Genomic DNA, 17831 nt, shown 5'->3' on the forward strand with positions numbered 1-17831 from the left:
AATCATCACCACCGTCCTCCCATGCGGCAGAGGGTGGTGTGCTCGCGCCGCGCCACTACTGTCTCACAGATGGGCGAGATCGGCAAAAGGCGGGCTTGTGGCGCCGTTGCCCATGGCGGGTGTCACCACGGTTCTGTTTCGGCCACCCTCCTTGGCGGTATAGAGCGCACGGTCGGCGCGCTCCAGGGTTTCATGCAGCGGTTCGCCTGCGGGGTGGTCGGTCAGTCCGGCAGAAAAGGTGACCTGCAAGCCGCTCAGCCCGGGCGACAGGGCCATCGATGTATCGAGGTGTTCGCGGATGCGTTGCAGCGCGGCCTGCGCGCCGTCCAGTGTCTCGGCCGGCATCAGCATGAGGAACTCTTCGCCGCCCCAGCGCGCCAGCACATCGGTCTTGCGGCAGCCTTCCAGTGCGAGGCGCGCAAATTCCTTGAGCACCATGTCACCCATGGCATGACCATGCAGGTCGTTGATGCGTTTGAAATGGTCGAGGTCGATCAGGGCCAGACAGAAGGCTTCGTTGCTGCGCAATTGGCGGTCTGCTTCCTGGGTGACGCGCTCCTGCATGTGGCGGCGGTTGACCAGGCGGGTCAGCTCGTCACGCGAGGCGATGTCCTGCAGCATGGCCAGGGCATGTGCCAGTTCTTCCTTTTGCTCGATCAGCCGTGCACGAACCTGGCTGACGTAGATCGACACAGCAGACACGGCGGGCAGGGTGCAGGCGGCGAGGATGAACTTGACCACTTCAATGCGGACGTCGAACGCACCGGGGTTGGCCAGCACCATGATGGTCTGGACACTGCCCAGGCAGCAGACAAACAGCAAACCCATCAGCATGACCTGACGGGCCGACATGGTGAACATGCCGAACACCAGAACCAGGCACATCAGCATCAGCACCGAGTTGCGAACCGGGCCGGTGATGACGTAGGCGCCCAGTATGGCCACCAGCGCGTAGAGGCTTTGATGGAGGTCCAGACTGGGGTTGCCCAGGCGTGAGGCCCAGCCGGTACGCACGAGCAGATAGAACACCGGCACACCCGTCCAGATGTAGGCTATCAGCCACCAGCCGTGACGTGGGTTGACCAGGTCGATGTCCATGCCATAGAACAGCAAGGCGGTGCTGACCACATAGCCGTACAGCGCGATCAAGGTCATCTTGACGCGCATGCGCTGATGCCGCTCGGTGCCCAGCAGCCAGGTATTCAGGGTGTGCAGGAAGGCGCGCATGTCCGTGGTCGTCAGAGCATGGCGACCTGCGGCGCCTCGGCCGCAGCGGCTGCGCAGGCCAGCGGCTCGAGCTCCGCGCCCGGACCCAGGTCGATGACGGTGCGGTTGCGACCTTCGTTTTTGGCGCGGTAGAGCGCATGGTCAGCCCGCTCGATGCAGGCATCGAGGGGTTCGGTACCCCAGTAGCCAGTCAGGCCGGCCGAGAACGTGACCTGAATGGCGTGGCCATCGACCTGCATGGGTGCGTGGGCCAGCTGAGCTCGGATGCGCTCTATGCCGATCTGGGCCAGCGCTGGCGAGGTGTCCACCAGCAGCAGCAGGAACTCCTCGCCACCCCAGCGCGCCAGCACGTCGACTTCACGCATGACCGAGCGGGCCTGTTCCGCGAAGTAGCGCAGCACCTCGTCGCCCACTTTGTGGCCATGGGTGTCGTTGATGCGCTTGAAGTGATCCAGGTCCAGCAGGGCCAGGCAGAAGCGGTGGTGGCCGGAACGGTCCAGCCGGCGTTGGTGCTGGTTGAGCACTTCCATCATGTGACGGCGGTTGTGCAGACCGGTGAGTTCATCCCGGGTGGCCAGCATCTGGATGCGGGTGACGGCGGAGGCCAGCTCGTCTTTCTGGGCCTGCAGCCGGGCGCGCAAGGCACTCAGCTGGGCGGCCAGGGCCGAGATGGTGGGCACGATGGCCGCGGTCAGCACGAAGTGCGCGATTTCAAGCTTCAGCGGGTAGTGGGTCGGGTCGCTGCGCAGCTTGATGCTCATGGTCAGCCCCATCAGGACCACCGTGTAGCTGCCTGCGATCCGGGCATCGCGTGCCGTGAGGTTGAAGATGCCGAAGACCAGGACCAGGGCCAGCAGCATCATGGTCGAGCCATGAACCGGCCCGGTGACGGCGTAAGCCCCGACGATGACGGTGAGCGCAGCCAGAATTTGCGGCAGGGTCAGCGACGGGTCTCTGAAGAGGCGGCTCAGCCCGGTGCGCAGCAGGATGTACCAGACGCCCACGTTGAGCACGATCACCGTCGACAAGGTGCGCACATCGCGCTCGTCCATGTAGCCCACCCAGCAGGCATAGATCTGCAGACCAACGCAGATGACATACACATTGGCCGCCATCAGCGAACGGTAGATCCGCAAGCGCTGCTTGGGCTCGGTGCCGAAAATCAGGCGGTCAAGGTGCCGGTAAAACTGGAAAAGCATGCATGAATGCTATCCGATATATGAATACCGGCATATCCAGATCAAACCTGATGCCAGGTCTCAATTCAATAAATTTGAAAAAACATGTGAAGTTGACGCAACCAATTTCACAGGATGAACTCCTAATCTAGAGCCTGTGACGACCACCAACCCAAGGATGTCTGCCATGACCCTCCCCACCACCTCCCGCTACTCTGGCGTTGCCATGGCTTTGCACTGGCTGCTGGCGGTGCTGATCATTGGCGCGTTCGCCGTGGGCGTCTATCAGGACGACTTGCCGCTGTCACCCACCCGCATCAAGCTCATCAACTGGCACAAGTGGGCTGGGGTGACCATCCTGGCGCTGTCCGTGCTGCGACTGATCTGGCGCGTGACACACCGGCCGCCTGCGCTGCCGCAGGTCATCGAGACCGCCATGCCGGGCTGGCAGCGCGTGGCCTACCACGCCACCCACCATCTGCTGTACGTGCTGTTCTTCGCCGTGCCGCTGGCCGGTTGGGCTTACAGCTCGGCTCACGGCTACCCCATCGTGCTCTTTGGCGTGTTGCCGCTGCCTGATCTGGTGGCGCCGAACCCGCAGCTGGCCGACACCATCAAGCCCCTGCATGGTTTGCTGGCCTTCGGTCTGATCGGTCTGGTGGCCTTGCACATCGCCGCCGCCCTGAAGCACCAGTTCATTGATCGTGACGGCCTGCTCGACCGCATGCGCCCCGGCCGTTGATCGACTACCTCGCAAAGGATCTCATCATGTTGACGACCTCTTCGTTTCGCCTGACAACCCGCACCGTGGCCACCGCCGCGCTGGCGGTCCTGGCCACCAGTGCGGCCTGGGCTGACCAGACCCTGGTGCCCGCTCAAAGCGAGGTCACCTTTGTGGCCAAGCAACTGGGTGTGCCGCTGGATGGCCACTTCAAGCAGTTTGCCGCGCAAGTGGCCTTCGACCCGAAGAAGCCCCAAACCAGCAAGATCGCCATCCAGATCGACCTCGGCAGCGTGGCCGTCAATGCCGATGCCAACGCTGAGCTGGTCAAGCCGGACTGGTTCAATACCCCGAAATTCCCGAAGGCCACCTTCCAGTCGGGGGCCGTCAAGGCCCTGGGCAATGGCCGCTTCGAGGTGGCGGGCAAGCTGGCCATCAAGGGTCTGGTCCGTGACGTGACGGTGCCCGTCCAGCTCACCCAGGCCAAGGGCCTGACCACCGCCACCGGTGCCCTCGCACTCAAGCGCCTTGATTTCAAGGTGGGTGAGGGCGACTGGGCCGACACCTCGGTCGTGGCCAACGACGTCCAGGTGAAGTTCAAGTTCGTGTTGCAAGGCGTTCCGGCGCTTTGATGTTCTGTCTGTTCCTCGATCCCTTTTCAACCAGGAGCCCATTCCATGAAAACCGTGTCTCTGACCCTGCTCGCTTCCATCGCTGCCTTGACCGCTTCGGTGGCCCAGGCTGCCCCGTCGACCTACAACATCGACCCCACCCACACCTTCGTGACCTTTGAAGCCAAGCACTTCGGCACCTCGACCAACCGCGGCCGCTTCGACAAGAAGACGGGTACCGTGACGCTGGACGTCGCTGCCAAGACCGGCAAGGTGGACGTGACCGTGGAAACCGGCTCGATCAACACCGGCTACGCTGCCTTTGAGACCCACCTGAAGAGCAAGGACTTCTTCAACGCAGAAGCCTTCCCGACCGCGCATTTCGTGGGCGACAAGTTCACCTTTGAAGGCGACAAGGTGACGGCTGTGTCCGGCACGCTGACCCTGCTGGGCAAGAGCCAGCCGGTGGAATTCAAGGCTGCCAACTTCAACTGCTACCAGAACCCCATGCTCAAGCGTGAAGTCTGCGGTGGCGACTTCGAAGGCACCATCACCCGCAGCGCTTTCGGTATGAACTACGGTCTGCCTTTCATTCCTGACAGCGTCAAGCTGGTGATCCAGGTCGAAGCCGTCAAGCAATAAGCTGAACCGGATCGGGCGGTTCAGCTCATGGGGTTGAGCCGCTCGCAGACGCGGCGGGTCGCGAGCTGGAATGCATCAAAGTGCAAGCCAGCCTGATTTGCCACGGGGCGCAGCGTGGTCCACACGGCGTCGGCGTCAACAGGACGTTCCTGCAAGACATCCAGGAGCAAGTGGTCGACAGCCATCCCGATGGTCAGCAAACGCTGCAACTGCGGACGCTCGGTTGACCACTGTTCGGTGGGCAGCACGCGCATGCGCACCCCGTCTGCCACATCCCGTGCTAGCCCCCATGACTGGCACAGGGCCGCACCCAGCGCAGCATAGGTCACGCCAAACGCTTCGGCCTCCGCGGCCATCAACTCTGCTTCCGTGAGAGAGGGAGCTCGCAGGGTTTCATAGCGTTTGGCGTCATAGGCCACCAGCACCGCCCGCCCGGTTTCCGCAAACAGACCGATGGTGTGGGCAAGCCAGGGGTCGACGTCGAGCTGCCTGGCAATGCGGCCCATGGCCAGGCCACGGATGCTGGCCTTGTCCCAGATGGCCTGCATGACAGGCCCTGGCGGGAAGGCCCCGCGCAGGCCGATTTCATAGGTGAGCGCAGCCACCTGCGCCATGCCCAGATAGCGGATGCCTTCGTGCACCGTGTCGACCCGCTTGAGCAGGCCGAACAAGGCCGAGTTCACCGTGCGAACCACGGCGGCCGACAAGGCCATGTCGGTCTCGATGACGAGGGCAAGTTGCTCTGTCGTGGTGTGCTCGTCGGCCATCAACAGCGACATCTTGACCAGTGTCGATGGACACGAGGGCAGATCGATGTTGAGGTCGCGCAGTGGTGATTCGATGCTCATGGCCTTCCCCGGTTGCACATCAGTCTAGGCCAGGACAGGGTGTCCTGGTGCCATGAACAAACCCTGATTCAACGACCAGCGCTGCGCAGCCCCAGACGGCTTCGGGCCATGCGGGTGACCGGCGCATTGAGGCCCAGGCTCTTGCGGTACTCGCCAGGGGCCACGCCCTTCCAGCGGCGGAAGGCCTCGATGAAGGTGGTGACATCGGCATAACCCAGGCGCTCGGCGATCTCGCTTTGCGTGAGGCTAGCCTTGGCCATCAGCTCTTCGGTCAGTGTGCGGCGCACTTCTTCCAGCAGCCCGCGGAAGGTGGCGCCCTCGGCGGTCAGGTGCCGGCGCAGGGTGCGCGAGGTCATGCGCATCTCTGCAGCGACTTCCTCCATGTCGGGGATGCGGCCGGGCGAGCGCAGCAGCCGATCACGCACGGTGGCCGCCACGCCGGTACGGGTCTGGCGGCTTTCGAGCAGCTGGCGGCACATCTGTTCGCATACCAGCAGCGTGTGGGCATTGGCTTGCGGCAGGGGCTCGTGCAGCGACGAGGCGTCAAGGATGTGGCAGTCGCGTGCCTGGTTGAAGAGCGGGCGCACACCGAACAGATCGGTGTAGACCGCGACGACCTCCGGGCTCGGCTCGGCGCAGCGCATGTGGATCTCGCGATAGGGCAGGCGGTGCGTCAGCACTTCACGCTGGATATTGGCCATGGCCACGCGGTCGCGGTCCAGGATGAACTGGCGGACATCGGGTGGCAGGTGGTCAGCCTGGTAGGTGGAGTAGATGAGGTCGCCACGGCGTTCGACGTAGTGGCGCACCAAGGCGAAGGCCTGGTTCATCATGCGGGACGCCATCGCGATGGCGTCGCCCAGGGTGGCACTGCTCATCACGGCATAGCCCCACAGGCCGTAGGTGGTCACGTGGTAGCGCATGCCGGCCTGGAAACCGAGTTCGGGGGCGAACTTCAGCTCAGTCAGGAGGTTGCGTACAAGCTGCAACTCCTGCGATGTCTCGATTTCCGCATCAGGCGTATCGAGCATCGTGCGTGTGACGCCGGTGTGGCGCAACATCGTGTCGAAGGTGAGACCCTTCTCGTACCCGAGTTGGGTCAGAATACGGGCGGTGGCGATGCCGCGACGAAAATCCCAGTTTGGCTGCTTGTTACTGCTCATGGTGCTGCGTCCGATCACAAGTACTGACAACGTACGTGTTCGATTATGTCCGACAAGCTGGGATTTGTGTCCGTTATTTCTGCACGATCACCAGGCCTTTCAGATATTCCCCCTCAGGGAAAGCGATCGTCGTCGGGTGATCAGGGGCAGCTTCTAGCCGGCGGACGAGGTAGCCGTCAACGCCAGCGTCGATGCCGGCACCGGCCACGATCTTGTGAAACAGCTCGGCCGAAATGCCGCCCGAACACGAGAAGGTGAGCAGCATACCACCGGGATTGAGCAGCTTCAGGCCGAGGCGGTTGATGTCCTTGTAGGCCCGTGAAGCCCGGTCCGCATGGGCGGCGCTGGCGGCGAACTTGGGCGGATCGAGCACGATGGCATCGAAGCGCTTGCCCTCGGCAAGGAAGCGGCGCAGCGTGCCATTGACGTCCGCGTCCAGCGCAGTGTGGCGGGCCGGATCGAAGCCATTGAGTGCCACGTGTGCCGTGGCGCGCGCCAGGGCAGGGCCGGATGAATCAACGCTGTAGACCTCTTCGGCCCCACCGGCCAGGGCGGCGACGCTGAAGCCGCCGGTGTAGCTGTAGCAGTTGAGCACGCTCTTGGCGCCCAGCTGGCGGACCAGGTCGGCGAAGTACTTGCGGTTGTCGCGCTGGTCGAGGTAGTAGCCGGTTTTGTGGCCTTCGGCCACGTCCAGGGTCAGGCGGTAGTCGTGTTCACGGATGGTCACCGTGGTGGCGGTTTCGGGGACATCGTCAGGGCGGCGCAGCCAGCCGCTCACCAGCGGCAGACCTTCGAGCTGGCGCACGTTCGAGTCCGATCGCTCATAGAGGCAGCGGCAGCCGGTGGCGGCCAGCAGGGCATCGGCGATCACGTCCTTCCAGCGCTCCATGCCGGTGCTCAGGAACTGGGCGCTCAGCAGATCGCCGTAGCGGTCGACGATGAGGCCGGGCAGGCCATCGGCCTCGCCGTGGATCAGGCGCACGCCATCGGAGGCGATGGCCAGACGGCTGCGCAGCAGCAAGGCCTGTGCAATGCGGCGCTGGAAGAAGGCCGCGTCGATGCGCTCGGCTTCGTCGAAAGTCCAGGCGCGCACGCGGATCTGCGAGGTGGGGCTGAAAGCACCCCAGGCCAGGAAGCGGCCATCATGGGCCTCCACACGCACGGTCTCGCCGCTGTCGGCGCGGCCCTTGGCCACGCTGCCCTGGAAGATCCAGGGGTGACGACGGATGACGGAGCGTTCCTTGCCTTCGCGCAGGGTGATGGTCTTCATGGCAGAAAAATGAGGAATGAACGGGCCGCATCAGCCCGGAAAACCCCGAATTGTCGCCGAGCCGTGTCGAACGGTGCACGAGACCTGTTCCAATATCGACATGGATGCCGCACAAGCCCGACCCACCCTGCCTGAACTGCACGCGCGTCAGGCGCGCTCTCTGGACCACAGCCACCTGACCATCGTGGTGCCGGCCTACAACGAGGCCGCCGCCATCGGCGAAACGGTGCATGGCATCGCCTCCTGGCTGAAGGTGCATGTGCCCCACTGGGACATCCTGGTGGTCGACGATGGCAGCCGCGACAAGACGGTGGATGCGGTGCTCGAACTGAGCCCGTCGCTGCAAACGTCGCTGCTGCGGCTGTCGCGCAACTTCGGCAAGGAGTCTGCCTTGTCCGCGGGCATGGCTCACGCCCGGGGCGACATTGTCATCTGCATGGATGCCGATGGCCAGCACCCGGTGGACATGATCGAGCCCATGCTGGCCCACTGGCTCGACGGCATCGACATGGTCTACACCGTGCGCCGGGACCGCCACACCGAGCCCGGCTTCAAGCGCTGGGGTGCGCGCTGGTTCTACCGGCTGGTGTCGATGGACGAGCACATCCGTATCCCCGAGGATGCGGGCGATTTCCGGCTGATGGACCGCAGTGTGGTCAATGCCATCAATGCCTTGCCGGAGCGCAGCCGCTTCATGAAGGGCTTGTACGCCTGGGTGGGCTTCCGCACCATCGGGCTGCCCTACATGCCCTTGCCGCGTGCGCAGGGTGAAACCAGCTATTCCAAGCGCAAGCTCATCAAGCTGGCGTGGACCGGTTTCACGGGCTTCTCAGCCTTGCCGCTGCGCGTTTCCGTGGCGGTAGGCCTGTTGCTGTCGGCCGTGGCCTTTCTCTACGCCGTGTTCGTGGTGCTCGACAAGTTCATCAATGGCGTGACGGTACCGGGCTGGCCCACCATCGTCGCGAGCATCATGTTCTTTTCGGGCGTGCAATTGCTGTTCATCGGCATCCTGGGCGAATACCTGGCCCGGGTCTATGACGAGGTCAAAGGCCGCCCCAGCTTCCTGGTGGCCGATCTGACCCCGAGCCGTGGCAGCCGCCATGCGCTGGACTGAGCGCCTGCCCAGCGGGCCCCTGGCCTTTTTGCTGGTGGGGGCGACTGCAGCCGCCGTGCATTACCTCGTGGCGCTGGTGTTGCATGACCTGTTGGGCGTGCCGGCCGGATGGGCGAACCCCTTGGCTTTTGCCTGCGCGTTTCCGGTGAGCTACCTGGGCCACCGCGAACTCACGTTCAAGGGCATCCAGGTGCCGCATCGGCAGGCGCTGCCACGGTTTCTGTCGGTGGCACTCACCAGCTTCGCGGCCAACCAGCTGCTGCTGCTGGCCTTGTTGCGGTGGACCCCGGTGCCATTCTGGCTGGCGCTGGGCTTCACCCTGGTAGCGGTGGCCGTGGGGACCTACTTGCTCAGCCGCTTCTGGGCGTTTGCAGAGCGCGAGGAAGCCTGAGGGGCCGGCGCCATCAAGGCTGGCCGCCCGCCTTCAGCACCACCAGCTTGCCGACGCGCCTGGCGACCGGATAGCCGCTCAACAAGGGGTCCTTGGCAGCGGTGCCGGCATCGACCCAGATCCAGGCTGTGCGTGTGGGTTGGTTGGCGCGCTGGGCTTGCCACTGTTCACGGCTCAGCAGGATGTCGGTGTGTTGCGGTTCAAACTCCTGGCCTTCCTTGAGTTCACGGCGCCAGTTGTCGGGCGTGAGGTGGCTCGGCGTGGACCAGTCGTTGACCACCTGCACGGGCGTGCGTCGGTCCAGCACCACGGGCACGGTGTAGTCATAGCGCTGCCAGCACACCACCAGGTCGGCCGAAGCGATCTGTGGTTTGAGTGCCTGGGCCAGGCGGGTGGCATCGGTCTTTTGGTGGCGCGAGGCGGCGACCACCAGCACCACGCACAGCAGGGCACCCAGCCAGGCGGCCTTGTGCCGATGTGGCCATTGCGCCAGGCGCGGGCCCAGCAGCATGGCCACGGCGGGCAGCAGTGGCAGGATGTAGCCCACCAGCTTGGACGGCGGGATCGAGAAGAACACCATGATCACCGCAAACCACACCACGCCGAGGCGCTGCAGGCTGCGCGTTTCGGGGGTGGCCTGCGGGGCAGCGCGACGCCATGCAGCCAGGGCCGCCAGGGTCCACGGCAGCAGGCCGGCGGCGACGACCGCCGGGTAGTACCAGGGCCCCCAGGCATTGTTGAAGCCGGTCTGGGTGTAGCGCTGGAAGTGCTGCACCACGATGAAGAAGTGCGTGAGACCGGGAATGTCTTGCTCGCCAAACCAGAACCACGGGGCCACCACGGCCAGGAACAGCACGAGGCCGACCACGCTGAGCCCTTGCAGGATGCGACGAGGCTGGCGGTCCAGCAGCGTCCACAGCACGAAGACCGCGCCGGGCAGCACGATGCCGATCAGCCCCTTGGCCAGCACGCCGACCCCGGCCATGGCGTAGGCCGCCCACCAGTAGCGTTGGCGCGAGCGGCCTTCGCTGACACAGGCCAGCACCGCCAGCATCAGCGTGAGGCTGATGCAGCCGGCCACCAGCATGTCGAGGTTGGCGTACTGCCCCCCCAGCACGGCCAGCGGGCTGGTCGCCAGCACGGTCACGCCCCAGCGGGCGCTGCGCTCGTCGGCCAGCCGCCTAACCAGCACATAGCTGACCAGACACACGGCCCACAGGCCCAGCAACGAGGCCACCCGGGCACTCAGCACGGTGGGCCCGGTCACGGCCATCACGCTGGCTTCGATCCAGTAGTAGAGCGGGGGTTTGTGCAGGAAGGGCAGGCCGTCCAGGCGCGGAATGACCCAGTCGCCGCTGCGCAGCATCCACCGGGCGACATCGGTATAGCGCCCTTCGTCGGGCACGGCCAGCGGGCGCCAGGCGGCCAGCAGGGTGAACCACGCTGCCAGCACGGCAAACAGGCGGGCAGGGGTCGCGATCAGGAGCTGCAGACGGTCAACCGGGCGCATAGACGATAGACTGGACGCTGTATGAAACCGCTCATTGTCACCGCAGATGATTACGCGCTGAGTGAGGCCGTGGATGACGGCATCCTCGACCTGGTCGCGCAGGGGCGGCTCAGTGCCACTTCTTGCATGACGTGCAGCCCGCGCTGGCCGGCTGCAGCGGCGCGTCTGACCCCCGAGGTCCAGGCCCGCATCCGGCTGGGCCTGCATCTGGACCTGACCGCCTTTGTGCCGGGCGCGCAGGCCTTGAAGGAGGTGATCGTGAGAGCGTATCTGCGTCAGCTCGATGGTGCGCACTTGCAGCAGGTGGTGGCCGACCAGCTCGACCGTTTCGAGCAGGCCCTGGGGCGGGCGCCCGACTATGTGGATGGCCATCAGCATGTGCACCAGTTGCCGCAGGTGCGCGAGGCCTTGGTGGCCGAGCTGCGTCGGCGCTATCCAACGGCACCTCGTCCATGGCTGCGCATCAGCGATGCCGCAACAGGGCAGGGCTGGAAGGGGTGGCTGATCGCGGCGCTGGGCAGCCGTGCGCTGCGGGGCCAGGCCCGGTCGGTGGGCTTCCTGACGACCGGACGCCTGCTGGGGGTTTACGGCTTTGATGGCGACGCAGCGGCTTACCTGCAACGCCTGGCGGGCTGGTTGCCCTTGGCCCGGGCTGACGACGCCCTGATGTGCCATCCGGCAGCGCGGCTGGACGCAGGTGAAGAGATTGGCGGGGCCCGTTTTCAGGAATACCAGGTGCTGGGCGGTGAAGCCTTCGCAGGCTTGCTGTCACAACACCACCGCGTGGTGGTGCAGGGCAGGGCATGGTCCGAGGTCGACAAGGAGTGGGCAGCATGAGCTGGCTGCAACGCAACGAACAGCTGCGCATGCTGCCGGGTCTGGTGCGCTGGAGCGCGCTGGCGCTGCTGGTGGCGGTGTTGTCCGGCACGGCCTCGGCCTGGTTCCTGATGGGACTTGAATGGGCGACCTCGACCCGCGACAGCCACCACTGGTTGCTTGCCGGTCTGCCAGTGGCCGGGGCTGTGGTGGCCTGGGTCTACCTGAAGTTCGGGCAGTCGGTCGAAGCGGGCAACAACCTGCTGATCGACGAGGTGCACGACCCCAAGAAAGTGGTGCCTTTGCGCATGGCCCCGCTGATCCTGGTGAGCACCGTGATCTCGCATCTGTTTGGGGCCTCGGTGGGCCGCGAGGGCACGGCCGTGCAGATGGGCGGCTCTCTGGCTGACCAGCTGACCCATGTCTTTCGGCTGCGTCACGACGACCGTCGCATCCTGCTGATGTCGGGCATCAGCGCCGGTTTTGCATCGGTGTTTGGCACCCCGCTGGCGGGCGCCGTGTTCGGTCTGGAGGTGCTGGCCTTGGGCCGCATGCGCTATGACGCGCTCTTGCCCTGCGTGGTCGCGGCGATGGCGGCCGACCAGGTCTGCCTGCTCTGGGGCGTGCACCACACGCATTACGACGCCGGCGTGCTGCCGAGCGTCACGGCCTGGGGCCTGCTGGCCGTGACGGTGGCGGGGCTGGCGTTCGGCCTGGTGGGCAAGTTGTTTGCCTGGGCCACCCATCAACTGGGGGCGCGCTTCAAACAGCATGTGCCCTTCGCGCCCTGGCGTGCGGCCTTGGGCGGGGCCGTGGTGGCAGCCCTGATCTGGGGGCTGGATGCCTGGCGCTATGCGGGGCTGGGCGTGCCGGTCATCGAAGAGGCCTTTCAGCATCCGCTGGCCTGGTGGGATGCCCCGGCCAAGTTGGCGCTGACGGTGCTGTCGCTGGGCTCCGGCTTCAAGGGGGGCGAGGTGACACCCTTGTTCTTCATTGGTGCCACCCTGGGCAATGCCCTGGCCCCGGTGCTGCAGCAGCCCTACACGCTGCTCGCTGCGGTGGGCTTTGTCGGCGTGTTTGCCGGTGCGGCCAACACCCCGCTGGCCTGCACGCTGATGGCGATCGAACTGTTCGGCAGCCAGGTGGGCCTGTATGCCTTGCTGGCCTGTACGGTGAGCTACCTGTTTTCGGGCCACAACGGCATTTACCGGTCCCAGCGCATCGGGCAGCCCAAACACCGTGGCGGTGTGGCGGGCGTGCGGTTGGGCGAGGTGGGGCAGGCTGAGGTGGTCAGGCCTCCGGCGGAGCCACCCTCAGCAGGGCACTGAGCAGGTCGACCAGTTCGGCCCAATCGGCATCTTCCGCCACTTCTTCGCGCAGGAAGGTGGCCTGATCGGCTTGCCAGAAAGGCGCATCGGCGAGTGCCGTTTCCGGTGCGAGGGGGCGGTGGCGGGCAATGAATTGTTCGATGTCCTGCGGCTGATCGGGCAGGCCCAATTGGCGGAACAAATCGCTGAGGGTGTGGATGGGGCGCTCCATGACGCGTCCTTTTTTATGGGTTGAAACAGTGCCTGTTCTACGCTGACTCCGGCCGCATCGTCAAGTTCCACGCAAGCGCGTGAGCAGCATGTGTACGAGTGGATGGTGTCGGCGGGCCTGGTGGGTCACGATCATGCAGGGCCGTTGCAAACGGGGCAGGCGGCATGGCAGATCGAGCAGCTGCCCGGCATCAAGGTCGCGCTGGACTACCCAGCGGGACAGACAGGCCACGCCCAGGCCGTGGGCAACGGCTTCCCGGATGGCCTCCGAGCTGCCGAGTTCGAGGTGATGGGCGTAGCGCTGCAGGTGTGGCAGCAGCAGGTGATCAGTGGCTTCGCGGGTGCCGGAACCTGGCTCTCGCAAGAGCCAGCGCTGGGCGCGCAACTGCGCCAGGCTCAGCGGCGCGCGGCTCACCAGCTGGGCCGCCCGGCTGCCTGGGGCTGCCACGATGATCAGATCGTCATCCAGCCAGGGGTGAACGTCGAGGCTGGGGGTATGACATGGACCCTCTATCAAGCCGACATCGAGCTCGAAAGCGGCGACGGCCTGACAAATCTCGGCGGTGTTGCCGATGCGGAGGCGCTCAGGTAAGGCGGGGTGTGGCTCCTGATCTTGTTCGAGCCAGCGGGCGAGCAACGGCGGGACCACGTGGTTGCCGATGGTGGTGCTGGCGCCGAGCCTGATGGCCGACCAGTGCAGCCCTTGCCCTTGGCTGAGCCGCTCGATGGACTGGGCACTGTCCAGCGTGGCCAGCGCCTGTGGCAAGAGGGTACGGCCGTGCTCGTTGAGCAGCAGGCGCCGGCCGACCCGGTCGAACAGGGTTTGACCGAGCAGCCGCTCGAGCTCGGACAGCGCCGAGCTGGTGGCCGATTGCGACAGGGCGAGTTCAGGCGCAGCCGCGGTGGTGCTGCCGAGACGGGCGATGGCAGCGAAGACCTGTAACTGGCGCAAGGTGAGGTGGAGCGTCGCCATGGGTGTGATCGATCAGATCGATAAGTCATAAACATATTACTCGTTGGATTGATTGATGAGGTCTGCATAGAGTCCGCTCCATGTGCCATCAGGCAGTGTGGAAAGGCAGGCGGTCATGGTCGGGAATGGGTTGAACAGCAAGGTGGCAGGCAGGGGAGATCGCTTGCCATGGACGGGCTTGGGACTGGCTGCGCTGACGGGGGTGGCCGCAGGGGCGACGGCGGCGGTCCCGGCCGTGGCCGCGCAGGGCTTGTCTGCCCTGGCGCTGGCCTTGTTGTGGGGCATGTTGCTGGCCCACGTCCTGCCGTCTGCCTGGCTGCAGCGTGGGGCCACAGGGCTGGGTGTGGCACGCCACCAGTTGTTGCGCTGGGGCGTCGTGCTCTATGGCCTCAACCTGACCTTCCAGAACGTCGCGCAGGTGGGCGTGGCCGGGGTGCTGATCGACCTGCTGATGCTGACCCTGACGTTCGTCGGGGGGCGCTGGATCGGCATGCGCTGGCTGGGGCTGGACCGCGAGACGGCCAGCCTGGTCAGCGCAGGCAGTGCCATCTGCGGCGCAGCGGCCGTGCTGGCCACAGCGCCAGTGGTACGGGCACGTGACAGCCAAGCCAGTGTGGCTGTGGCCTGTGTGGTCCTGTTTGGCAGCCTGGGCATGTTCCTCTACCCCTGGCTCCATGCTCACAGCACCCTGGTTGCAGGCGATCCGGGCAGCTTTGGTGTCTACATTGGCTCGACCCTGCACGAAGTGGCGCAGGTGGTGGTGGCCGCGCACGCCATCGATCCCGCGACACAGGCCTCGGCCGTCATCACAAAAATGGTCCGCGTGATGCTGCTGGCCCCGTTTCTGGTGGCGCTCGCATTGCGTCAGCCGGCCAGTTCGGTGCCCGCGGGGTTGAAGGGGCCTGCCTGGCATCGACGTGTGCCGTGGTTCGCATTCGGCTTTGCATTGGTCGTGGCCTGGCGCTCGTGGGTGCCCATGCCGGCCACGTGGGTGCGGGCCTTGATGCAGGTCGATCTGATCATGCTGACCATGGCGATGGCGGCGCTGGGGTTGACCACCCACGTGAGAGACCTGCGCGGTGCCGGGTTGCGCCCGCTGCTCCTCGGGGCGGCCCTGTTTGTGTGGTTGATCCTGGGCGGCGCGGTGGTCAACCGTCTGGTCAGGCTGGCGCTGGGCTCATGGACCTGAGCCGGAGCCCGGCCCTTTGCGTCGGGCCCTGGGGTGGGCTGCATCGTAGACCTTGGCCAGATGCTGAAAGTCCAGCTTGGTGTAGATCTGGGTGGTGGTGATGTGGGCGTGACCCAGCAACTCCTGCACCGCACGCAGGTCGCCACTGGACTGCAGGATGTGGCTGGCGAAACTGTGCCGCAGCATGTGCGGATGCACGTGGGTGGGCAGGCCGGCATCCAGTGCCAGGCGCTTGAGTCGTGCGCGCAACTGGGCTGCCGTCAACCGTGTGCCGAGCCGGCCAAGGAAGAGCGCCGTTTCCTGCGTCGGGCGCAGCGTGTCGCGCACCGACAGCCAGCGGCGCAAGGCCGTCATGGCCGCTTGCCCGATGGGCACCATGCGGCGCTTGCTGCCTTTGCCCAGCACATGGGCTTCACCGGTGCGCAGGTCAATCCAGCCCTCGGCCTGCGGGCCTGCTGCCACGTCCAGGCCCAGCAACTCGGCGCTGCGCAGGCCGCAGCCATACAGCAGCTCGACGATGGCATGGTCGCGTGCCTGCAGCCAGGGGGCTTCGACATCGGCACGGGCGGCTGCGGCGTCCGAGGCGGGCGCAGGGGGCTCGGCTCGGGCTGCGTACTCTGCGAGACGAACCGCATCTTCCACACCGAGGGCCTTGGGCAAGGGCTTGGGCGCCTTGGGCGCCTTGATGCCCTCGACGGGGTTGATGGTCACCAGGCCTTCTCGACCCAGCCACCGCCACAGCCCGCGCCAAGCCGACAACTGCAGCGCGATGCTGCGTGGCCCCAGCCCTTGCGCATGCAGGCGTGCCGCCCAGCCGCGCACGTGATGGGGCTTGACGCTGGCGAGATCGGGCACGCCGTCGCGCTGCATCGCTTCACTCAGGCGCGTGAAGGCTTCACCATAGTTGGCCAGGGTGCGTTCGGCCAGCCGTTTCTGTACCCGCAGGTAGGCGAGGTGGCCTTCCAGCTGGCCTTGCCAGGCAGCCGGTGGGGCTTGGTCCTCTGCCGCGCCCATGGTGTGCTTCAGTTCACCTGCAGCAGGCGGGCCAGCGCAGCGCTGGCGAGATCGCCAAGTTGCTGCAGGAACTCGACCCCCATGTCTGCCGTGTAGCGGGTGGGGTCGGGTGAGCCGAGCACCATCAGGCCGTAGGTGGCGTCGCCGTCACGCAGCGGAATCATGGCGAGCGAGGCCACCTGGTTGGCGTCCTCCAGCCAGCGGCTGGCTTCGAAACCGGCGTTGACGCCACAGTAGGGCACGCTCAGGCTGGCTGCGAAGCTGCGCACATCGTCGCTGACGGCCTGGCCACAGGGCAGGTCGGCCAGATCGCTGCGCAGGGCGCGGCTGGGGGTGCCCCAGATGCGCACGGCGGCCTGCGGAATCAGGAAGCGGCTTTGCAGATCGCCCAGCAGCACATCGGGCAGCTGGCGCTCGTCATGGGCGCGCATCACGGTGTGCACCCACTCGTGCAGGCGGTTGGCAATGGCTTCGTTGTCCTGGCTGTGACGGATCATGTCCATGATCCGACGCTCCAGGCCCTTGATCTTGTCGCGCAGCATTTCCATCTGGCGCTCTTGCAGCGACACGGCTCGGCCACCATGCGGGCTGGTGAGCTGGATGCTGGCAAGCAACTGGGCCTGGCGTTCGAAGAAGCCGGGGGTGTGGACGAGGTAGTTGACGATCTCGTCTTCGGTGATGCCTTGCAGGGTCATGGTCGAAATGGAATTCACAGGTTGTCGGGGACGTCGATCTCGCCGTCGAAGACGGTGACGGCGGGGCCAGTCATCAGCACTGGCTGACCCGGGCCTGCCCAGCTGATGGTGAGCTTGCCGCCGCGCATCTCGACATCGACGGTGTGGTCCAGCCAGCCCAGGCGGATGCCGGCCACCACGGCGGCACAGGCACCCGAGCCGCAGGCCAGCGTTTCGCCAGCGCCACGCTCATAGACGCGCAGCTTGATCTGCGTGCGGCTGAGCACCTGCATGAACCCGGCATTGACGCGGCGCGGGAAGCGGGCATGGCCTTCAATCTGGGGACCGAGGGATTCGACCTGTCCGTGCGCGAGGTCGTCCACACGGGTGACCGCGTGGGGGTTGCCCATGGACACCACGGCGACATCGATGGGGTAGTCGCTCAAGGGCAGCGGCCACAGCTCGCAGCCGTTGACCATCTTGGGCGTCAGGCCCGTGCCGTCGAAGGGCACACGGGCCGGCTCCAGAATGGGGGCGCCCATGTCCACGGTGACGCGGCCGTCGCTTTGCAGCTGGGGTTCGATCACACCGGCCATGGTGTTGACGCGGATGGCGGTCTTGCCGGTCAGGCCCGCGTCATGCACATAGCGCGCAAAGCAGCGTGCGCCATTGCCGCACTGCTCCACCTCGCCCCCATCGGCGTTGATGATGCGGTAGGTGAAATCGGTGGCCAGTTCGGCCGAGCCGGGCTCGACGATGAGGATCTGGTCGGCGCCGATGCCGAAACGGCGATCGGCCAGGAAACGGTACTGGGCCGCGCTCAGTGGCAGCGGCCCACGGGTGGCGTCGAGCACGATGAAATCGTTGCCCGCGCCGTGCATCTTGGTAAAGCGCAGCTTCATGGGCGGGATTATCCGCCCGTCGTCCGTGTTTGCCGAGAGGGCGCCCCCAA

Annotated in this window: 19 protein-coding genes; 8 read left to right on the forward strand and 11 right to left on the reverse strand. The window is 65.7% G+C overall.

Translation table 11 applies throughout. The features are described from left to right. Window positions 1-63 precede the first annotated feature (63 nt). Together ACE3PH_RS00710 and ACE3PH_RS00715 are read right to left on the reverse strand one after the other, a co-directional pair. Window positions 64-1227, reverse strand: a complete 1164-nt coding sequence (locus ACE3PH_RS00710; RefSeq protein WP_374315471.1) for a diguanylate cyclase — start codon at window positions 1225-1227, stop codon at window positions 64-66. An 11-nt stretch (window positions 1228-1238) separates the two neighbouring features. Next, window positions 1239-2426 (reverse strand): GGDEF domain-containing protein, encoded by a 1188-nt coding sequence (locus tag ACE3PH_RS00715; protein WP_374315473.1) that lies wholly within the window; start codon window positions 2424-2426, stop codon window positions 1239-1241. A gap of 166 nt (window positions 2427-2592) precedes the next feature. On the opposite strand from ACE3PH_RS00715, the gene ACE3PH_RS00720 reads away from it, so the two are divergent. Genes ACE3PH_RS00720 through ACE3PH_RS00730 form a run of 3 tightly spaced genes read left to right on the forward strand, consistent with a single transcriptional unit; the run spans window position 2593 to window position 4379 of the window. Then, the gene (locus ACE3PH_RS00720; RefSeq protein WP_374315475.1) at window positions 2593-3147 is read left to right on the forward strand and encodes a cytochrome b; all 555 of its coding nucleotides are present in this window, start codon (window positions 2593-2595) and stop codon (window positions 3145-3147) included. Between the two features lie 26 nt (window positions 3148-3173). Beyond that, window positions 3174-3758 (forward strand): YceI family protein, encoded by a 585-nt coding sequence (locus tag ACE3PH_RS00725; RefSeq protein WP_374315477.1) that lies wholly within the window; start codon window positions 3174-3176, stop codon window positions 3756-3758. A gap of 45 nt (window positions 3759-3803) precedes the next feature. After that, entirely contained in the window at window positions 3804-4379 is a 576-nt protein-coding gene (locus ACE3PH_RS00730) for a YceI family protein (RefSeq protein ID WP_374315479.1), read from the forward strand. Between the two features lie 20 nt (window positions 4380-4399). Here the strand turns inward: ACE3PH_RS00730 and ACE3PH_RS00735 are convergent, their stop codons facing one another. The 3 genes from ACE3PH_RS00735 to ACE3PH_RS00745 form a co-directional block, all read right to left on the reverse strand. After that, a complete protein-coding gene (locus ACE3PH_RS00735) occupies window positions 4400-5227 on the reverse strand; it encodes an HDOD domain-containing protein (protein ID WP_374315481.1) in 828 nt (275 codons plus the stop codon). Between the two features lie 68 nt (window positions 5228-5295). After that, complete coding sequence (locus tag ACE3PH_RS00740; protein ID WP_374315483.1) at window positions 5296-6390, reverse strand: AraC family transcriptional regulator; 1095 nt, start codon at window positions 6388-6390, stop codon at window positions 5296-5298. Between the two features lie 73 nt (window positions 6391-6463). Continuing rightward, the gene (locus ACE3PH_RS00745; RefSeq protein WP_374315485.1) at window positions 6464-7660 is read right to left on the reverse strand and encodes a class I SAM-dependent rRNA methyltransferase; all 1197 of its coding nucleotides are present in this window, start codon (window positions 7658-7660) and stop codon (window positions 6464-6466) included. A gap of 100 nt (window positions 7661-7760) precedes the next feature. Between ACE3PH_RS00745 and ACE3PH_RS00750 the strand changes: the two genes are divergently transcribed. Together ACE3PH_RS00750 and ACE3PH_RS00755 are read left to right on the forward strand one after the other, a co-directional pair. Next, window positions 7761-8774: a glycosyltransferase family 2 protein gene (locus ACE3PH_RS00750; RefSeq protein ID WP_374315487.1), complete on the forward strand. Its 1014-nt coding sequence runs from the start codon at window positions 7761-7763 to the stop codon at window positions 8772-8774. Further along, a complete protein-coding gene (locus tag ACE3PH_RS00755; protein ID WP_374315489.1) occupies window positions 8761-9165 on the forward strand; it encodes a GtrA family protein in 405 nt (134 codons plus the stop codon). The genes ACE3PH_RS00750 and ACE3PH_RS00755 overlap by 14 nt, the downstream gene beginning before the upstream one ends. Window positions 9166-9178: 13 nt before the next feature. Here the strand turns inward: ACE3PH_RS00755 and ACE3PH_RS00760 are convergent, their stop codons facing one another. Beyond that, entirely contained in the window at window positions 9179-10675 is a 1497-nt protein-coding gene (locus tag ACE3PH_RS00760; protein WP_374315491.1) for an ArnT family glycosyltransferase, read from the reverse strand. 21 nt (window positions 10676-10696) lie between these two features. On the opposite strand from ACE3PH_RS00760, the gene ACE3PH_RS00765 reads away from it, so the two are divergent. Then, window positions 10697-11512 (forward strand): ChbG/HpnK family deacetylase, encoded by an 816-nt coding sequence (locus tag ACE3PH_RS00765; protein ID WP_374315493.1) that lies wholly within the window; start codon window positions 10697-10699, stop codon window positions 11510-11512. Next, window positions 11509-12819: a voltage-gated chloride channel family protein gene (locus ACE3PH_RS00770; RefSeq protein ID WP_374315495.1), complete on the forward strand. Its 1311-nt coding sequence runs from the start codon at window positions 11509-11511 to the stop codon at window positions 12817-12819. Before ACE3PH_RS00765 ends, ACE3PH_RS00770 begins: the two co-directional genes overlap by 4 nt. On the opposite strand, the gene ACE3PH_RS00775 is transcribed toward ACE3PH_RS00770, so the two are convergent. Further along, on the reverse strand, window positions 12782-13030 hold the full coding sequence (locus tag ACE3PH_RS00775; protein ID WP_374315497.1) for a DUF2789 domain-containing protein: 249 nt from the start codon (window positions 13028-13030) through the stop codon (window positions 12782-12784). The genes ACE3PH_RS00770 and ACE3PH_RS00775 overlap by 38 nt on opposite strands. 60 nt (window positions 13031-13090) lie before the next feature. Further along, window positions 13091-14002, reverse strand: a complete 912-nt coding sequence (locus ACE3PH_RS00780; protein ID WP_374315499.1) for a LysR family transcriptional regulator — start codon at window positions 14000-14002, stop codon at window positions 13091-13093. A gap of 163 nt (window positions 14003-14165) precedes the next feature. On the opposite strand from ACE3PH_RS00780, the gene ACE3PH_RS00785 reads away from it, so the two are divergent. After that, window positions 14166-15191, forward strand: coding sequence for a YeiH family protein (locus ACE3PH_RS00785; RefSeq protein ID WP_374315501.1), 1026 nt, complete (start codon window positions 14166-14168; stop codon window positions 15189-15191). Here the strand turns inward: ACE3PH_RS00785 and ACE3PH_RS00790 are convergent. The 3 genes from ACE3PH_RS00790 to dapF are packed head-to-tail and all read right to left on the reverse strand — an operon-like array spanning window position 15180 to window position 17781. Continuing rightward, a complete protein-coding gene (locus ACE3PH_RS00790) occupies window positions 15180-16205 on the reverse strand; it encodes a tyrosine recombinase XerC (protein WP_374315503.1) in 1026 nt (341 codons plus the stop codon). The two genes, ACE3PH_RS00785 and ACE3PH_RS00790, sit on opposite strands and share 12 nt — an antisense overlap. A gap of 8 nt (window positions 16206-16213) precedes the next feature. Beyond that, window positions 16214-16900, reverse strand: a complete 687-nt coding sequence (locus tag ACE3PH_RS00795; RefSeq protein ID WP_374315505.1) for a DUF484 family protein — start codon at window positions 16898-16900, stop codon at window positions 16214-16216. Between the two features lie 14 nt (window positions 16901-16914). Further along, window positions 16915-17781, reverse strand: coding sequence for a diaminopimelate epimerase (gene dapF / locus ACE3PH_RS00800; RefSeq protein ID WP_374315507.1), 867 nt, complete (start codon window positions 17779-17781; stop codon window positions 16915-16917). Window positions 17782-17831 lie beyond the last annotated feature (50 nt).

It is taken from the genome of Aquabacterium sp., from assembly GCF_041909175.1.
Taxonomy (GTDB): Bacteria; Pseudomonadota; Gammaproteobacteria; order Burkholderiales; family Burkholderiaceae_C; genus Aquabacterium.